This is a genomic window from Telluribacter sp., assembly GCF_035998675.1.
Lineage (GTDB): Bacteria > Bacteroidota > Bacteroidia > Cytophagales > Spirosomataceae > Telluribacter.
The window spans coordinates 108,569-125,504 of the sequence record NZ_DASYHI010000024.1; the positions used below are offsets into that span (position 1 = coordinate 108,569).

15 protein-coding genes are annotated in these 16,936 nt (G+C 51.5%); 7 read left to right on the forward strand and 8 right to left on the reverse strand.

Going from position 1 to position 16,936, the window contains the following annotated elements; translation table 11 throughout:
• Positions 1–45: 45 nt before the first annotated feature.
• The 3 genes from uxaC to VGN67_RS22115 all read right to left on the reverse strand — a co-directional run bounded on the left by uxaC (position 46) and on the right by VGN67_RS22115 (position 3,390).
• Entirely contained in the window at positions 46–1,473 is a 1,428-nt protein-coding gene (uxaC, locus tag VGN67_RS22105; RefSeq protein ID WP_327489250.1) for a glucuronate isomerase, read from the reverse strand.
• Between the two features lie 42 nt (positions 1,474–1,515).
• On the reverse strand, positions 1,516–2,709 hold the full coding sequence (gene uxuA, locus VGN67_RS22110) for a mannonate dehydratase (protein ID WP_327489252.1): 1,194 nt from the start codon (positions 2,707–2,709) through the stop codon (positions 1,516–1,518).
• A 72-nt stretch (positions 2,710–2,781) separates the two neighbouring features.
• Complete coding sequence (locus VGN67_RS22115; protein WP_327489254.1) at positions 2,782–3,390, reverse strand: RNA polymerase sigma-70 factor; 609 nt, start codon at positions 3,388–3,390, stop codon at positions 2,782–2,784.
• Between the two features lie 282 nt (positions 3,391–3,672).
• Between VGN67_RS22115 and VGN67_RS22120 the strand changes: the two genes are divergently transcribed.
• The gene (locus VGN67_RS22120) at positions 3,673–4,701 is read left to right on the forward strand and encodes a LacI family DNA-binding transcriptional regulator (RefSeq protein ID WP_327489256.1); all 1,029 of its coding nucleotides are present in this window, start codon (positions 3,673–3,675) and stop codon (positions 4,699–4,701) included.
• On the opposite strand, the gene VGN67_RS22125 is transcribed toward VGN67_RS22120, so the two are convergent.
• The gene (locus VGN67_RS22125) at positions 4,694–5,971 is read right to left on the reverse strand and encodes a DUF349 domain-containing protein (protein WP_327489258.1); all 1,278 of its coding nucleotides are present in this window, start codon (positions 5,969–5,971) and stop codon (positions 4,694–4,696) included. The genes VGN67_RS22120 and VGN67_RS22125 overlap by 8 nt on opposite strands.
• Positions 5,972–6,043: 72 nt before the next feature.
• On the opposite strand from VGN67_RS22125, the gene ettA reads away from it, so the two are divergent.
• The 3 genes from ettA to VGN67_RS22140 are packed head-to-tail and all read left to right on the forward strand — an operon-like array spanning position 6,044 to position 8,314.
• Entirely contained in the window at positions 6,044–7,711 is a 1,668-nt protein-coding gene (ettA, locus tag VGN67_RS22130) for an energy-dependent translational throttle protein EttA (RefSeq protein WP_327489260.1), read from the forward strand.
• Positions 7,712–7,751: 40 nt separating this feature from the next.
• Positions 7,752–7,982 carry a DUF433 domain-containing protein gene (locus VGN67_RS22135; RefSeq protein WP_327489262.1) on the forward strand — a complete coding sequence of 77 codons (231 nt, stop codon included), beginning with the start codon at positions 7,752–7,754 and terminating at the stop codon, positions 7,980–7,982.
• Positions 7,979–8,314 (forward strand): DUF5615 family PIN-like protein, encoded by a 336-nt coding sequence (locus VGN67_RS22140; RefSeq protein ID WP_327489264.1) that lies wholly within the window; start codon positions 7,979–7,981, stop codon positions 8,312–8,314. The genes VGN67_RS22135 and VGN67_RS22140 overlap by 4 nt, the downstream gene beginning before the upstream one ends.
• A gap of 76 nt (positions 8,315–8,390) precedes the next feature.
• On the opposite strand, the gene VGN67_RS22145 is transcribed toward VGN67_RS22140, so the two are convergent.
• Both VGN67_RS22145 and VGN67_RS22150 read right to left on the reverse strand, forming a co-directional pair.
• On the reverse strand, positions 8,391–9,440 hold the full coding sequence (locus VGN67_RS22145; protein WP_327489266.1) for a hypothetical protein: 1,050 nt from the start codon (positions 9,438–9,440) through the stop codon (positions 8,391–8,393).
• Between the two features lie 110 nt (positions 9,441–9,550).
• Positions 9,551–11,032 carry a xylulokinase gene (locus tag VGN67_RS22150; protein WP_327489268.1) on the reverse strand — a complete coding sequence of 494 codons (1,482 nt, stop codon included), beginning with the start codon at positions 11,030–11,032 and terminating at the stop codon, positions 9,551–9,553.
• Between the two features lie 188 nt (positions 11,033–11,220).
• Between VGN67_RS22150 and VGN67_RS22155 the strand changes: the two genes are divergently transcribed.
• The 3 genes from VGN67_RS22155 (at position 11,221) to VGN67_RS22165 (ending at position 13,553) form a co-directional block, all read left to right on the forward strand.
• Complete coding sequence (locus tag VGN67_RS22155; protein WP_327489271.1) at positions 11,221–11,721, forward strand: response regulator; 501 nt, start codon at positions 11,221–11,223, stop codon at positions 11,719–11,721.
• Between the two features lie 111 nt (positions 11,722–11,832).
• Positions 11,833–12,246, forward strand: coding sequence for a response regulator (locus VGN67_RS22160; RefSeq protein WP_327489274.1), 414 nt, complete (start codon positions 11,833–11,835; stop codon positions 12,244–12,246).
• Positions 12,247–12,485: 239 nt separating this feature from the next.
• Positions 12,486–13,553: a PAS domain-containing sensor histidine kinase gene (locus VGN67_RS22165; RefSeq protein WP_327489276.1), complete on the forward strand. Its 1,068-nt coding sequence runs from the start codon at positions 12,486–12,488 to the stop codon at positions 13,551–13,553.
• A gap of 74 nt (positions 13,554–13,627) precedes the next feature.
• Here VGN67_RS22165 and VGN67_RS22170 read toward each other — a convergent pair whose 3' ends face one another.
• Together VGN67_RS22170 and VGN67_RS22175 are read right to left on the reverse strand one after the other, a co-directional pair.
• Complete coding sequence (locus VGN67_RS22170) at positions 13,628–14,698, reverse strand: zinc-binding metallopeptidase family protein (RefSeq protein ID WP_327489279.1); 1,071 nt, start codon at positions 14,696–14,698, stop codon at positions 13,628–13,630.
• A 127-nt stretch (positions 14,699–14,825) separates the two neighbouring features.
• Entirely contained in the window at positions 14,826–16,901 is a 2,076-nt protein-coding gene (locus VGN67_RS22175; protein ID WP_327489281.1) for a S9 family peptidase, read from the reverse strand.
• Between the last annotated feature and the right edge of the window lie 35 nt (positions 16,902–16,936).

Here is a 16,936-nt window from a genome sequence, read left to right on the forward strand (position 1 = left end):
TGCAAGCAATTTCTTTAATAAGCAGCCAACAGCGCCTACCTACCCTCAGAAGCCAAAGTAATTCCTGGCGTTGTTGTAGCTGATGTCCTGCACCAGCTTGCCCAGCCAGGGCAGGTCGTTGGGTAGCTCCCCGTTCTCCACATCATTGCCAATAAGATTGCAAAGAATACGGCGGAAGTACTCGTGGCGCGGATACGACAGGAAGCTGCGTGAGTCGGTGAGCATACCTACAAAGCGGCTTAACAGGCCCATATTCGACAGGGCGTTTATCTGGCGCTCCATGCCGTCCTTTTGGTCCAGGAACCACCAGCCCGAGCCAAACTGAATTTTACCCGCTACGCTGCCATCGTTGAAGTTACCCACCATAGTAGCGATCACTTCGTTGTCACATGGGTTCAGGTTGTAGATAATTGTTTTAGCCAGTTCGTCGGTGGAATCCAGCTTGTCCATAAAGCGGGTCAGAGCCTGCGCCTGGCTGAAGTCGCCGATAGAGTCCCAGCCGGTATCCGGGCCAAGCAGGCGCGTCATGCGGGAGTTGTTGTTGCGCAGAGCGCCAAGGTGGTACTGCTGGGTCCAGCCACTGGCGGCATCCCACTGGGCCAGCCAGTACAGCATCGCCGACTTGAACATGCGGGACTCCGCCGGAGTAGGTACTTCACCCGCCAGTACCTTTTGGAAGATAGCAACTACCGTAGCTTCATCGAAATCGTCGGCGTATACCTGCTCCAGACCGTGGTCGGAGAGGCGGCAGCCCATGGCATCGAAGTACGCGTGCCGACTGCGCAGCGCCTGTAGGTACTCGTCGAGCGCCTGAATAGTACCTCCGGCCGAAGCCGCCAGTTTGGCTACGTACTCAGCAAAGGCCCCAGGCTGGTCAATGAGCAGCATGGCCTTGTCGGCCCGGAAGGTAGGTAGTACTTGTATGTCAAATTCTTCGTCGCGGAGTTGCTGATGCGCCTCAAGCGCGTCAATGGGGTCATCGGTAGTGCATACCACTTCCACGTTCATCCGGCGCAGCAGGTTCCGTACGCTGTATTCGGGTTGTTTCAGCTTGGCCGAACACTCGTCATAAATTTCACGGGCGGTATCTTTATTCAGTAAAATATCAATGTCAAAGTACCGTAGCAGCTCCAGGTGGGTCCAGTGGTACAGCGGGTTGCGCATGGTATAAGGTACCGTTTCGGCCCACTTTTCAAATTTTTCCCAGTCGCTGGCATCACCGGTACAGTACCGCTCAGGTACCCCGTTGGTACGCATAGCCCGCCATTTGTAATGGTCGCCGTACAGCCACACCTGCGTCAGGTTATCGAATTGTGTATCGTTAAGGATCTGCTCGGGCGACAGGTGACAGTGGTAGTCAATTATCGGCATTGTGCTGGCGTACTGGTGGTACAGTTGCCGGGCTGTTTCGGTACGAAGCAGGAAATCTTCGGTAAGGAAGGTCTTCTGTGCGGTGTGTTGAAGGACAAGCATCGAATATCTTGTTTAATCTTGTTTTAGTATTGGATTTAAAGGCTATATAACGCCCGATTTTTCTATTCCCATTTCCAGGCCTCTCAGCTCAGCCAGTCCCCGCAGGCGGCCAATTGCGGTATAGCCGGGGTTAATCTTTTTGACGGCGGTGAGGTCGTCGAGCATGCGGTGGCCGTGGTCGGGCCGGAAGGGCATGCGCAGGTCGCTCCGCCCGTCCTTCTGCCGACGCTTCTGCTCCTTCAGGAGCGCCTTCATAACGCCATACATGTCTACGTCGCCCGTCAGGTGGTCGGCTTCGTAGAAGCTGCCGTCGGCTTCCCGGCGGGTAGCCCGCAGGTGAATAAAATGCACCCTATCGGCCAGTCGTTCGGCCATACCTACCAGGTCGTTGTCGGCGAGTACGCCGTACGAGCCGGTGCAGAAGCAAATGCCGTTGGCGGGTATATCGCAGGCCTTCAGGAGCTGCTGCGCGTCCTGCTCGGTACTTACTACCCGCGGCAGGCCCATAATAGGGTACGGCGGGTCGTCGGGGTGGATGGAAAGCCGTACACCTGCTTCGGCGGCTACCGGCGCTATTTCCTGTACAAACAGATACAGGTGCTCGCGCAGTCTGGCGTCATCTATGTCTTTGTAGGTATCAAGTACCTCCCTGAATTCTTCAATGGTAAAGCTTTCCTCGGAGCCGGGGAGTCCGGCTATAATGTTACGGGTAAGCTTATGTACCTGCTCGTCGGTAGCGCCGTCCAGCCACTGCCGGGCCCTCTGCTTCTGTTCGTCATTGTACTCCTGCTCCGCGCCCCTCCGCTTCAGTATATACAGCTCAAAGGCGGCAAAATGGGTAGCATCAAAACGCAGGCCGGTGGAGCCGTCGGGCATGGGGGCATTCAGGTCGGTGCGGGTCCAGTCCAGTACGGGCATGAAGTTGTAGCAGACGGTATCAATGCCGCTCCGGCCCAGGTTCAGCAGGGTTTCTTTGTAGTTATCAATATACTCCTGAAAGCCCTCGGTGCGGGTTTTAATCGCCTCGTGTACGGGTACACTTTCCACCACCGACCACGCTAATCCGGCGGCTTCTATGGTGGCTTTTCGTTTTTGTATTTCTTCTACGCTCCACACCACACCATTGGGCAGGTGGTGAAGCGCCGTTACGATACCCGTAGCACCGGCCTGCCGTACATCCGGCAGCGATACCGGGTCGTTCGGGCCAAACCAGCGCCAGGTCTGTTCAAGAGCCATTCAAAAAGTAGTTCAATTACCAAAAAATGTATTATCAGAAAGAAGACGACATTCCCGCTCCTTTACCCGCACTCAGGCCACCAAGCGGTTTTCGGGTACGCGCTCACGCAGTACCTTCAGGGCACGGCCCATCTGGGTTTCCACGGTCTTGACCGATATCTGCAGGCGTTCGGCAATTTCGCGGTAGCGCAGGCCTTCTTCGCGGCTGAGCCGGAATATCACCTGACACTGCCGGGGCAGGTCACTGATACAGCCTTCCACCCGGTCGTAGAATTCATTGAACACCACCTCTTCCATGGGAGTATGATGGTCGGCGTGGGCCATGCTCCACTGCACCGAGTCCAGCGAGTCGCGCTCACGGCAGCGGTACGAGCGCAGCTTAAGGTAGTCGAGCGCCTGGTTGCGTACCGCCCGGTACATGTACGCTTCGAAAGAGGTATGTACCTCAATCTGCTCCCGGTTTTTCCAGAGCTTTACAAATACATCCGAAACTACTTCTTCGGCGATTTCCCGTACCACTACCACCCGCATGGCGTAGGTACACAAGGAGCGGTAATGGCGAGTAAATAACTCGCGGAAAGCGGTATAATCGCCCTCCCGGACGACTTTACCGAACAGGACCTCCATACCACCGGACCGGCGTGAGGCAAAAGGGGCTGAGGTAACAGCAGTGATTTCCATGGTACTTGTGTGAGGTAAGGAAATTGTAATTTTTTATGAAAACGATTGATTGATTCAATAGGACTATTACCTATAATCTTATGGAGTTTACAGAGGAAACCGTTGTAATACAAAAAAACTTCTTGAAAAAAAGCAATAAATCTACGCAACCGTTCCCGGGACCGTTCCCGAAAGCCGGTCTTTTTCCGGGAAATTTTATAATTTTGAAAATATGGTGCGGAAGAAGAGTAGTTAGTAGAGCAAATAATATACGGGAATAATTGTATTTTTCAAGTAATGTCTATGGGAAAGGCCTCAGTTACCATTAAAGAAATAGCGCGCGAACTGAACGTATCCAAATCAACGGTATCCAGAGCCCTGCGGGACAGCTCTGAAATAAGCGAAGAAACCAAGCAACGGGTACTTGAACTGGCCCGGCAACTGAACTATTCCCCGAATCCGATTGCCCTGAGCCTGCTAAATAACCGCACGCATACGCTCGGTATTATAGTACCTGATATCGCCAATGCCTTTTTTTCTTCGGCCATTGCCGGGGTAGAGGACGTGGCCTACAGCCGGGGCTACCACGTTATGATTTATCAAAGCCACGAATCGTACGAGCGGGAGCTGATAGATGCCCGGCACATCGCTACCCGCCGGGCCGACGGGCTCATTGTTTCCATCGCCAGCAGTTCCCAGCGGTACGACCACTTTAAGGAGTTGCAGGAGAAAGATATTCCGGTGGTGTTTTTTGACCGGGTCAGCGACGAGGTCATTACGCATAAAGTAATTGTAGACGACTACAAGGGGGCATTTGAAGCCACCGAGCACCTGATTAAGCGGGGCTGTCGGCGCATTGCTCACATTGCGGGCCCCTCTGGCCTCTCGATTAGCCAAAACCGGTTCAACGGCTACCGCGACGCCCTGAACCAGTACGGACTGCCCCTACGGGAGGAGTGGGTAGTTTACAGCGAGTATAATCAGGCCGAAGGTACCGAGCGGGCTTACCAGCTGATGGCGCTCCGGGAGCGGCCCGACGCCATCTTTGCCGCCTCGGACCGCATAGCCCTGGGGGTACACTGGGCGTTACGTCAGCTGGGGTACCGTATGCCCGAAGATGTGGCCCTGATGGGTTTTTCGGATCTGGCCATTTCGGCGCTGCTCGATCCCCCTCTTAGTTCAGTAGCGCAGCCTTCCTTTGAAATGGGGCAGCAGGCCGCCGAACTGGTGCTGGAACTGATTGAAAGCAAAAACACCCCGGTTTCCTACGAAACCAGGGTGCTCAAGACAAAGCTTAGTATACGTAAGTCGTCGATGAAGGAAATTAGCTAAGGGAATCGAGCTTTTTCTGGAACTCACGCAGGATACGGTCCTTCATAGCTACTTTGCGCTTTTGAATATTGACCCGGCCCATCAACTGCTTGTCTTCATCTTCATTGCCGGTTAGCATACTTTCCATATTCTGAGTAGCCAGCTCCAGGTCAGTTCTTTCTCTTCTGACGAGCCACTCCATTTCCCGGATTTGGGTACGGATCTGCTCCTCCTCGCTCTTAAGCTCAAAGGCGGGGTACTTGCGGTGGATAACCCGGGCCAGGTAGCTAAGCTCAAATATTTTGTCACAGGTAGAGCGGAACTTCTCCGCCATATCCTTATCAACAAGCCGGAACGGTATTTTGATGTCCTTCCATTTGCTCAGCAGTACCTTGGCCTGCTCCGCCGCTACTACTATGTTTTCATTCCTAAGCAGCGATTCGGCCTGGGTGAGCAGTTTCTGCTGTTCCAGTACGCGCGGGTCTACTTTTACTTTTGGCTCAATGCCTTTGGCGGTATTGTACCTATCGTAAAAGAGCTTTAAAAAGTGACGGTAGGCTTTATTAATCTTAAAAAATTTCTTGGGGTGTACTTCTCCTACATTGTTCCAGGCCTGCCGAATTTCGCGGGCTTTCTGGTAGGAACCATCCAGGTCATTGCCCCAGTTAAGTTGCTTGGTGAGCTTAATAAGGCGTTCGTATTCATCCACCCGTTCCTGCGTGATCCGGTTTTGCTCGGCAAAGAAGTCACGACGGCGCTGAAAGAAATCATCCAGAACGCCCTGGAAAGTAGTCTCAACTTCTTCCTGGTACTCCTTGTCAACCGGTCCGGTCCTGATCCATTTGGCTTTTACCTCCTGAATCTCGTCCGTAGCCTGTTGCCAGTCTTCAATGGCCGCAGCGGTTTTGGCATCCTCAATCAGCGCCCGCTTGATCTCAAGGTTTTTGAGCTGATTGGAATGGATCAGGTCCGTGAGGTAAGCTTCGGCTTTATCGAGACGCTCGAGCAGAGGAATAAAATCACCGATGGCATCGAAGCCGATCAGCTTGCGACGAAGCTGCATCAGTTTAGTCAGGTACGACCCTTTGTTCTGGGCATCAAGTACTTCCTGCTCCAGTTGCGCAACTTTACTTTCAGCAATCGTGAAACGATTTTTGAAATAATCAATAGCTTCCTGTTCTGTGCGCTTCACTTCGCCTATTTGCCGATCGGGGTACTCCAGGTACCCCTTTAAAAATACTTTGCCGTCTTTGACGTAGCCGTATTCATCCATTAATGTGGCATTTTCCATTATTTCACTTTTTATCTGCTTTATTGTAAGGGTTTATTTATTGATATTTGCCAAGCACAAATTAACTAAAAAATGAGTAACGAAACCATTATTTTCTCGATGGCGGGTGTTAGCAAGATAATTCCCCCTAATAAATACATCATTAAAAACATTTATTTGTCCTTTTTTTACGGGGCCAAGATAGGTGTTTTAGGCCTTAACGGCTCCGGAAAATCCACCTTATTACGCATTATAGCCGGTATAGACAAAGATTTTCAGGGAGAGGTAGTTTTCTCGCCCGGGTACTCTGTGGGTATGCTTGAGCAGGAGCCCAAATTTGATGCTACAAAAACTGTGCGAGAGGTAGTGGAAGAAGGCGTACAGGAGATTGTAAACCTGCTGAAGGAGTTTGACCAGATCAACGAAGCCTTTGGTGAGCCTGACGCCGACTTTGATAAACTGCTGGAACGGCAGGGTGAAGTACAGGAAAAACTGGACGCCACCGACGCCTGGAACCTGGACAACCGCCTCGAAATAGCCATGGATGCCCTGCGCTGTCCGCCGCCGGACGCTATTGTGGCCAACCTGTCGGGCGGTGAAAAACGCCGCGTGGCCCTGTGCCGTCTGCTGCTGCGCCAGCCCGATGTACTGCTCCTGGATGAGCCTACCAACCACCTCGACGCGGAGTCGGTACTGTGGCTGGAAGAGCACCTGCGCCAGTACAAAGGTACCGTTATTGCCGTCACGCACGACCGCTACTTCCTTGACAACGTGGCTGGCTGGATTCTGGAACTAGACCGGGGCGAGGGTATCCCCTGGAAGGGCAACTACTCGTCCTGGCTGGAGCAAAAGCAGGATCGCCTGAAGAAAGAAGAAAAGCAGGAGTCGAAGCGGCAGAAAACCCTGCAGCGTGAGCTGGAGTGGGTAAAAATGGCTCCCAAAGCCCGGCAGGCCAAATCCAAGGCCCGCTTAGGCGCCTACGAAAAGCTGTTGAGTGAAGAAGGTAGGGAGAAGGAGGAGAGGCTGGAGATATTCATCCCGGCGGGTCCGCGCCTGGGTAGTAAGGTTATAGAAGCGTACGATGTAGCGATGGCCTATGGTGACAAGCTGCTGTTTGAAGACCTGAGCTTCGCGTTGCCACCAGCGGGAATCGTAGGTATTATCGGACCCAACGGAGCGGGTAAAACCACCCTATTCAAGCTAATTACCGGCCAGTCCAAACCACTGAAAGGGCATTTTGATGTAGGTGAAACGGTGCAGTGGTCGTACGTGGACCAGGAACACGATAATCTGGACCCTAATAAAACGGTATTTCAAACCATTTCTGACGGGAACGAATGGGTTATGCTGGGCGGCAAGCAGGTCAACGCCCGCGCCTACGTAAGCCGGTTCAACTTCGCGGGAGCCGACCAGGAAAAGAAAGTAGGGAACCTGTCGGGTGGAGAGCGCAACCGGGTACACCTGGCCCTGATGCTCAAGGAAGGCGGTAACCTGCTGCTGCTCGATGAGCCTACCAACGACCTGGACGTAAACACCCTGCGGGCGCTGGAAGAAGGTCTGGAAAATTTTGCCGGTTGCGCCGTAGTAATCTCCCACGACCGCTGGTTCCTTGACCGCGTGGCTACGCACATCCTGGCCTTTGAAGGCGAGTCGCAGGTATACTGGTTTGAGGGGAATTTCTCCGAATACGAAGAAAATCGCCGCAAACGCCTGGGTACAGAAGCTACGCCGACCCGCATAAAGTACAAGAAGCTGGTGTAGGAGGGTTGGTGGTTATCGCTATTAATTTAATTTAGGAAATATGTATATTTTTAAGAATATCATAACACTGGAAGAGGGGAAGCGCAGCGGGAAGCCTTGTATAAGGGGAATGCGCATAACCGTTGAGGATGTACTCCGCTGGCTGGCCTCCGGAATGACTACGGAGGATATTCTGGAAGACTTTCCGGAACTTACCAGGGAGGATATTCTGGTAGCTCTTGAATTTTCAGCGCTCCTTCAGCGCCGTACATTTTTTGATGTTGCGGCATGAAGCTGTTGGTAGACCAGAATATTTCTTACCGGTTGTTAGGAAAAATAGAAGGATTTCCTGCTACGATAAGACATGTTAAAGATGAGGGCCTTATAGATGCTAACGACCATACTATATTTATGTATGCACGCTCGCAAGGATTTGACGCAGTGGTAACGCTGGATGATGACTTCGTGCGACTACTAAATGCCTATTCAGCACCTCCAAAAGTAGTATGGATTCGTACCGGTAATTGTTCCACCGCCTTCCTAGCGGATCTTATTTTGGACAAAGCACCTGTAATTAAAGAGTTTATAGAGAGTGCAGATTTTATTCTCTACGAGCTATTTTAAGTACTGGTACTGATAAAGCTAAGAGCGGCAGCCCATCGGGCTGCCGCTCTTGTCTGGTAAACTACTTTTCTCATTATCAAGGTTGGGTTTCCTTGCTCTTTAAAAAGCCCGCCATATACAAATCAAAGCCACCCTTGCCGCCGGGACGGTTAGACGAGAAGATGCCCAAGTGATAGGTAAAGTAGTTCCGGTCCCGGGGTACAACAGGACGATACTCGTCGTAGGCGGTGTTGATGCGCTTACCCAGGTTTTTGGGAGTGCTCCACTGTGGCCTCACGCTGGAAGTACTGGCAGAAAGGGAATAGTAAATATCAAAGCCTCCGTACCCGCCGGGACGGTTAGATACAAAGTACATGGCATTACCCGGCCAGTCTGGTACAAAGTGAGGGCACTTATCGTCAGCAGGAGAAGAGAGTCGGGTGTTTTTGGTAACGGTTATAGGCTTATTTGAGAGTAGGGTTTCCAGAAGCTGGGTTCTGTCGGTAGGTAGAACTACCTCAAAAATGTCAAAGTTGCCGTCGCGGTTGGAGCAGAAGTACAGAGTCGAGAAGTCGTTCGTGAAGGTAGGGTAGGCATCGTCGAAGGGGCTGTTGAGCCAGCTCACTTCAAATGGACCTTCAGCGATATTCTTGTCGGTAAGGTTATGAACAAACTTGATCTGGAGATTCCCCTTGCTGTCGTCGGCGAAGAACAGCAGGTACCTTTCGGAGCCCAGGGGAACTTTATCATACGAGTAAATCACCGGCCCCAGTACATTGCTGTTCTGGTTCGCCTTCTGCGTGAGTAGGTGGAAGTAGTGTTCCTCCCGCTCTAAGTGCAAGCCACGAAAGCTGCCGATCCGGGCTTTGAGTTGCTCAGCTTTGTCGTCGTAAAAGAATTCAAAGGGCTTGACTACCAGATTGAATACGTTCTTACGGTCGCGTTTAGACGAAAATATTATATACTCCTGCCCGCCCCGGTTTGAGGGGAGGTCCGAATTGTAATCGTCCGTATCGGAGTTAAATTCTTCCAGATTAATCGTTTTCTCCTGAAACTTCCCGTGTCGTTTATTAAAAATAGTACCTGGGCAAGAGGTCAGGCCTGGCATAAGGCCAAAGCAAAGGAGGTACAACAGCAGTCGATTCATTGGATGTAGAATGTAGTATGATCGGTAATAAATATAGGGGTTGGAAAGATACTTTCCAATCCCTATATTTATATGGAGCCCAGTTCCTTAAGAATCCTGTTTAGCAGAGTTTAAGAAGCATGTAGCGCTTCGGTCCAGCGGGCATAGGCTTCCTGCGTGGCCTGCTGCCGGACCGCGTCCGGTTCAATAGTCTGGACGGCGGTGAGGCCGGTGAAGGCGTCTTCACGGCTCTTGTAGTAACCCGAACCCAGCCCCGCCGCCCGGGCAGCACCCTGGGCTCCGTCGGTATTGTATAGTTCAATAGTTGCCCCCGACACGTTAGCAAAAGTTTCCCGGAAAACAGGACTCAGGAACATATTGGCCTCGCCGGCCCGTACCCGCTTCAGCGACACGCCCAGCGTTTCCATAACCTGCATGCCGTAGTACAGCGCAAACACGATACCTTCCTGCGAAGCCCGGATCCAGTGGTTCATGCCGTGGCGGTTGAACTGCAGCCCCCGGAAGGCCGCGCCCAGGTCCTGGTTTTCCAGTTCCCGCTCGGCTCCGTTGCCAAAGGGCAGGCACACCAGTCCGTCGGAACCGATGGGCGCCTGCGCGGCCAGTTCATTCATTTTGGGGTACGAGATAGTACCTTGTAGCAGGGTATTTCGCAGCCAGCTGTTGAGGATACCGGTACCATTCACGCACAGCAGTACTCCGTAGCGCGGGTTACCCAAGGCGTGGTTGACGTGCAGAAAGGTATTTACCCTTGACCTGGAATCAAACTTTGACTGGTCGCTTACCCCGTACACAACGCCCGAGGTACCGGCCGTAGCGGCTACTTCACCCGGTTCAAGTACATTGAGCGAGAAGGCATTGTTGGGTTGGTCGCCCGCCCGGTAGGTAATAGGGGTACCCGCTGCCAGCCCCAGCGCTTCGGCGGCTTCGGCGGTAAGTTCTCCCTGATTACTGAAGGTAGGTACTACGGTGGGTATCATATCGGCATCAAAACCAAAGTAGTCCAGCAGGAAACCGGCGGGCTGCTCATCCATGAAGTCCCAGAGTACCCCCTCCGACAAGCCCGAAGGCGTCGTAACTACCTCGCCCGTCATGCGGGCGGCGAGGTAGTCGCCGGGGAGCATGAACTTATGTACTTTGGCGAATATTTCCGGTTCGTTTTCCTTGACCCAGGCCAGCTTGGAGGCAGTGAAGTTGCCGGGGGAGTTGAGCAGGTGGGGTAGTACGACGTCCGCGCCCAGTTCCCGCAGTGCCTTGTTCCCAATACTTACCGCGCGGCTGTCACACCAGATAATGGAAGGGCGTAGTACGTTCATATCTTTGTCTACTACCACCAGGCCGTGCATCTGGTAGGAAATACCAATGGCTTTTACCTCGTCGGCCGGTATGAGGGCTTTCTGCATTACCGCCTGTGACGCCAGGCAGGCGTTCTGCCACCATTGCTCGGGCTGCTGTTCGGCAAAACCCGGTTTGGGTGACGACAGAGCCATTTCTGAATCAGGGAAAAAGGCCGAGGCTACGGTTTGTCCCGTGTCGGCATCAAGAAGGCAGGCTTTTACGGACGAGCTACCTACGTCAAACCCAATAAAGTACATAGTAGTAGAGGTTACAGGAATATGGAGAGCAAAGGTACGAAGCAAGGGGGGCTTAATGCAAATTAGGATAAAAGGTTCGCTTTTTGGAAGCAATAGAAGTTTATTTTCTGGCCTGATAATTGTCAACCTAAAAAGTGACAACCCCAACAAGTCAGGATTATCAGCAACCCTAAACCCACCCCTACCAGATGGTCAAGAATTTACTTGTAATTGACGACGATAACATAACCGGTTTACTTATAAAACTATCAGTAACCAAACATCGATTTGCTGATCAGGTAACTACCTTAACGAATGGTAAAGAGGGAATCATGTATTTTGAGAAATTGGTTAGCCATGGCGAAGGCCCTGCTCCGGATTTGATTTTTCTGGATCTTACTATGCCCGTTATGGACGGTTGGGACTTCCTGGAAGACTACAGTAGGCGTTTTGAGTTTTTGTTTCCCCAAACCAGTATTTGTTTGCTTTCGGCGGCGGTATTTCCACAGCAACAGCGGAGGGCTTCGGCTTATTCAAGTATCGTAGCTTTTCTTAGCAAACCCATTCGTATTTCCGAGATAGAGGTACTCAAAAAGCACGAGAGTTTGAAGCATCATTTCGCGATGCCCGCTACGGTTGACTATGCCGTACCTTCCAGCATTGATTACAGCAGTCAAAGCCCTGCGCCCGCTCGCCTGGCGGCTTACTGAAACGCCCTGGGGAGGGCCTCCCGAAAAAGAGGCTAATAAATATATACTCGTTTGAAGATCAGCAGCTAAAGATTTCGTAACTTGCGGCAGAAAACCAAAAGCTAGCTGCCAATGCACCCCTCCTGCCTGCTAATTGATGATGATGTGGATGAGCATAACCTCTTCACCTTTGCCTTGTCTCAGGTAAATCCAAAGCTGGAATGTATTGCTATCAGTAGTAGTACCAAAGCCCTGGAAAAGGTAAGGAATGAACCGGACCTAAAACCGTTGTTTATCTTTATTGACCTGAAAATGCCCCGGATGAATGGGAAAGAGGTACTGAAAGAGATAAAAACGATTGGACATCTGAAAGATGTACCGACTTTTATGTACTCCGGCTCACTGACAGCTTCGGATCTGACAGAAGCCAGGCAATTGGGCTCAACCGGTTGTATTGTTAAGCCCGGCAGGTTTACAAAACTGGTAGATGTACTAAAGAATGTAGTTAATAATCTGGACGGCGGTTTTGTTCAATACACCAATTGATTTGAATACCGTACCTATTTTATAAGGTTATAAAACCGGAAGGGCCCCAAGGGCCCTTTTTTAGTGGCTGGGGCAGCAAATAGTAATAATTCTCCGGGGGCCTCGTCGGCTCGCTCTCCTACTTTTAAAAAGTTTCGTATTATCATCGTAGTACCTTGAAAATGAATCGCAGTAGTATAATTTTGAGTAGTAACTGATTATACAAACTGAGAACGCGAACCTATCCTACCTCTACATCCATGAACAGTAGTGATTTCAAGTTTGAGCTTTTCTTTGATTCATCACCAGATTTGCTATGTATTGCCGGATACGATGGGTACTTTAAACGGATAAATCCTGCCGTGTCAAACCTGCTGGGCTACACCATGGAGGAATTGTACGCCCGGCCGATCAATGATTTTGTTTATGAGGAAGACAAAGAGATTACCTCCAGGTTCCGGAAAGAGCTTACCCGCTCCAAACCCCTTTTAAATTTTGAGAACCGGTACGTAACCAAGCAGGGAAATATTCTGTGGCTGTCATGGACGTCACTCCCGGTAGAAAGCGACCAGTTGATTTTTGCCATTGCCAAAAATATTACCCACAAAAAAAGACTGGAAGAAGAAAGGAATACCCTGCTGGCGGATCTTACCAAGATTAATAAAGATCTGAAGCAGTTAACCTATACTACCTCCCACGACTTGAGGTCGCCGGTCAGTAATTTGCTGTCTATTTTAAGTTTGATTGATAATTCCCGAATCAGCGATCCCGAAACGATTCAATTAATAGGTATTTTAAAAATAACCGGCGAGGAACTGAAAGATACCCTGAATAACTACGTGGATGTACTAAGCCAAAATGAGCGCCTGCACGCCGCTATTGAAGAAGTAGACTTACAGGAAAGTTTGAATAATGTACTTCTTTCCATTTCTTTTTTAATCCAAACCGCCGGAGTTACCGTCCAGGCCGACTTTTCGAGGCTGGACAAAGTAAAGTTTAATAAGGTATACATGGAAAGTGTGTTCCTGAATCTTTTAACTAATTCCATAAAGTACGCGCGTCCCGATTGCCTGCCCGTAATTTCGATTTTCTCTGAAAAAATAAACGGGATAAACCGGCTGGTAGTCGCAGATAATGGAATGGGGTTTGATATGCAGAAAGTAAAGGACCGGATTTTTGGATTGCACCAAAAGTTTCACAACCACACCGACAGCAAAGGCATTGGCCTTTACTTGGTGTTCAATCACGTAACCAGCTTGGCCGGCCAAATCAGCGTAGAAAGTACCATCAACGAAGGGACAAAATTTATCATTTCATTCCAGGAGTAAAGGATAAGCGTCCCAAAACCAATTAAAAACATCCGGTTATTCCTGCGGCACAGTCTCCGGCCAAACGTAAACCATCAGGGTTTGCTTCGACTTCTTTTGATTAACCGGTGAATGTACCGTAGCTTATCTACTACCGGCCTGGTAAATACTTCGGGGAGCAGATCGGGGAGCCCCAGGGCCCGGTTAACTTCATTTACCCGGATACTTAAATCTACGTAGCGGCTCAGCAATTGCTCAAGCTGTATATCCTGCAGGTCTTCACCGGGCATTTCCAGCAGTTCGGTATTATCGGCCGTATCCAGTACCGCGATCATATCCAGGTAGGTGTTCCAGGTTTCGGCAAAGTCTTCCCAGGAGTGCATGGTGGCATAGGCGCTGATGTAGCTCTCCTGCCAGTTGGGCTTAGGGCCGTTTTTATAGTAGTGGTCCAGGGCTTCGCTGTAGGTGGGTGATTTGTGGTCGCCAAAGACGGCCTTATACGCTTTTTCATCTTTCCCCTGTACCAGCAACTGCCAGTAGTAGTGGCCCACTTCGTGCCGGAAATGTCCGATGAGCGTCCGCTGGGTTTCGCCAAAGGCCACACGCAGTTTTTCGCGCTCTACCGGGTCTGCTTCCTGAATATTGATGGTGATTTTCCCATTGGCATGCCCGGTATATACTTTTTCGCCTTTCCCAATGGTAAGCCACCCCAACCGGGTGGGCTCGATGTCTTGTTTGAAGTCGAACGAAAGGGGCAGCTCCAGCTGCTCGTTTCTGGAGCTGTAGGGCAAGCCTATCAGGTCAAGCAGATACAGCAGGCGCCTTTTGGCAACTTCCAGCATGTACCATTTGGCCAGATTGCCCTCTACCGACAGGTCGGGTATGGTTTCGGTGAGGTGGCAGTAATCACACAAGGGCAGTTGCGACGGTTGCTGACCGGTGTTTTCGACCATCCGGTTGCAGACATAATGGGTAGCATAGTTATAGCATTTTACCAGACTGGAGCGGCAGTCCGGATTGGTACACCGGTAACCGCTGCCTTCATCGGGCTCCATGGCGTGCATTCCCTGACAAACCGGGCACCAGCCTACCTCCCGCTTACAGGAGAGGCACAGCGAATTTTCAAAGAATAGTTTATTGCCGCAGCCGCAGTGAAAAGTTTTCATTTTAATAAGTACCGGATAAATTAAATGGCAGGCGCTACACAACACCTGCCATTTAACAATGCTTTTTAACTTATGTTTCGCAGTCGGAACGGCTTATGCTTAAAGGCATTCTGCCCGTACAAGGCGTTTACCCTACCTTCTCCGCCAGCCCCAGCACAAACGCATAGTCCAGCGCTATATCGTGCAGGCGCTTGAAACGGCCCGAGGCACCGCCGTGGCCGGTTTCCATGTCGCAGTGCAGCAGAATCAGGTTATTGTCCGTTTTTAGTTCCCGCAGCCTCGCTACCCACTTGGCCGGTTCCCAGTACTGTACCTGCGAGTCGTGGAAGCCAGTGGTAACAAGCAGGTGCGGGTACACCTGCGGCCTGACATTGTCGTAGGGCGAGTACGACTTCATGATGTCGTAAAAGGGCTTTTCATTGGGATTGCCCCACTCTTCATATTCGCCGGTCGTGAGCGGAATGGTTTCGTCAAGCATGGTAGTGACTACGTCTACAAAGGGTACCTGCGCGACCATACCTTTATACAGTTCCGGAGCCAGGTTGGCCACCGCGCCCATCAACAAGCCTCCGGCGCTGCCGCCCATGGCAAACAACCCATCAGGCGAGGTCCAGCCCTCGCTGATCAGGTACTTTGAGCAGTCAATAAAGTCGTGGAAGGTATTCATCTTGCGCAGCAGGCGGCCCCCTTCGTACCAGGCCCGGCCCATTTCCTGTCCGCCCCGGATGTGGCAGATGGCGTAGGCAAAGCCCCGGTCGAGCAGGCTCAGCCTCGCCGAGCTGAACATGGGGTCCATAGAAGCGCCGTAGGAACCGTAGGCGTACTGGAGCAACGGTCCCTGCCCATTACGTACGAAGTCTTTTCGGTACACCAGCGAAACAGGTACCCGGGCACCGTCACGGGCGGGGGCGTACTGGCGCTCGGTCACATAATTATTCTTGTCAAAGTCACCTACTACCTCCTGCTCTTTGAGCAGGGTTCGGGTGCGGTTCTCCATGTCGTAGTCGTAGGTAGAGTTGGGCGTCGTGAGGGACGTATACCCATAACGCAGTACCGAGGTCTGGAAGTCGGGGTTGGCGCTCAGGTAGGCGGTATAGGCCGGTTCGCCGAAATTCAGGTAGTGCTCTCCGCCCGACTGCTGGTCCATGATACGGATGTGCAGCAGGCCTTCCTTCCGCTCCTGCACCACCAGGTACTTTGCAAATACCTCAATGCCTTCCAGGTACACGTCGGGCCGGTGGGAGAGTACCTCCTGCCACTGTCCGGTATCCTGTACGTTATCTTCCGGCGCTTTTACCAGCTTGAAGTTTTCGGCCCCGTTATGGTTCGTGACCACGTAGAATGTATTTTCATAATGCTCCAGGGAGTACTCGTGCCCGCGCTGCCGGGGTATGGCAACCCGGAAGGTACCCGCCGGTATGGCGGCGGGCAGCAGGTGGTACTCGGTGGCTACCCCATTATGGTCGGCCACCAGCGCTACGTACTTTTTGGACTTCATACGGTACAGCCCCAGGTAGTACTGGTCGTCGGCTTCTTCGTACAATAGTACGTCGTCCCGTACGTCGGTACCCAGCACGTGCCGCCATACCTGGTACCCCAGTAGCGTATCTACATCTTTCCGAATGTAAAAAAGAGTCTTGTTATCAGCAGCCCAGGCGTAATTACCGCCTTCGGTGTTGGGAATAACGTCAGCGTACCACTCGCCGGTAGTCAGGTTGCGGAAGCGCAGGGTATAAAGTCGGCGGCTGACGGTATCTTCTCCAATGGCCGCGATGGTTTCATCGTCGCTTATTTCGGGAAATGTAGCCTGATAGTACCCCTGCCCCGCGGCTTGCTGGTTCAGGTCCAGCATGAGTTCTTCGGTGGCTTCCATGGTCTGGAACTTCCGGCAATAAAACGGGTACTCGGCCCCTTCTTCAAACCGGGAATAGTACCAGTAGTTGCCGTCTTTGTAGGGAACTGACTCGTCTTTTTCCTTTATCCGGGCTTTCATTTCCTGAAACAGGGCTTCCCGAAAACCTTTGAGGGGCGCCAGTACCTGTTCTGTATACTGGTTTTCGGCTTCCAGGTGGGTTACCACATCCAGGTTTTCCCGTTCGCGCAGCCAGTAGTAGGCATCCGTGCGTGCGTCGCCATGCAGGGTCATAACCTTTTCTATTTTAGCTGGTTGTGGAGGTAGGGGGCTGGTGTTAAAATAATTCATCGTATAACTTTTCCGGGTTTCTGTCGGTTTTGATT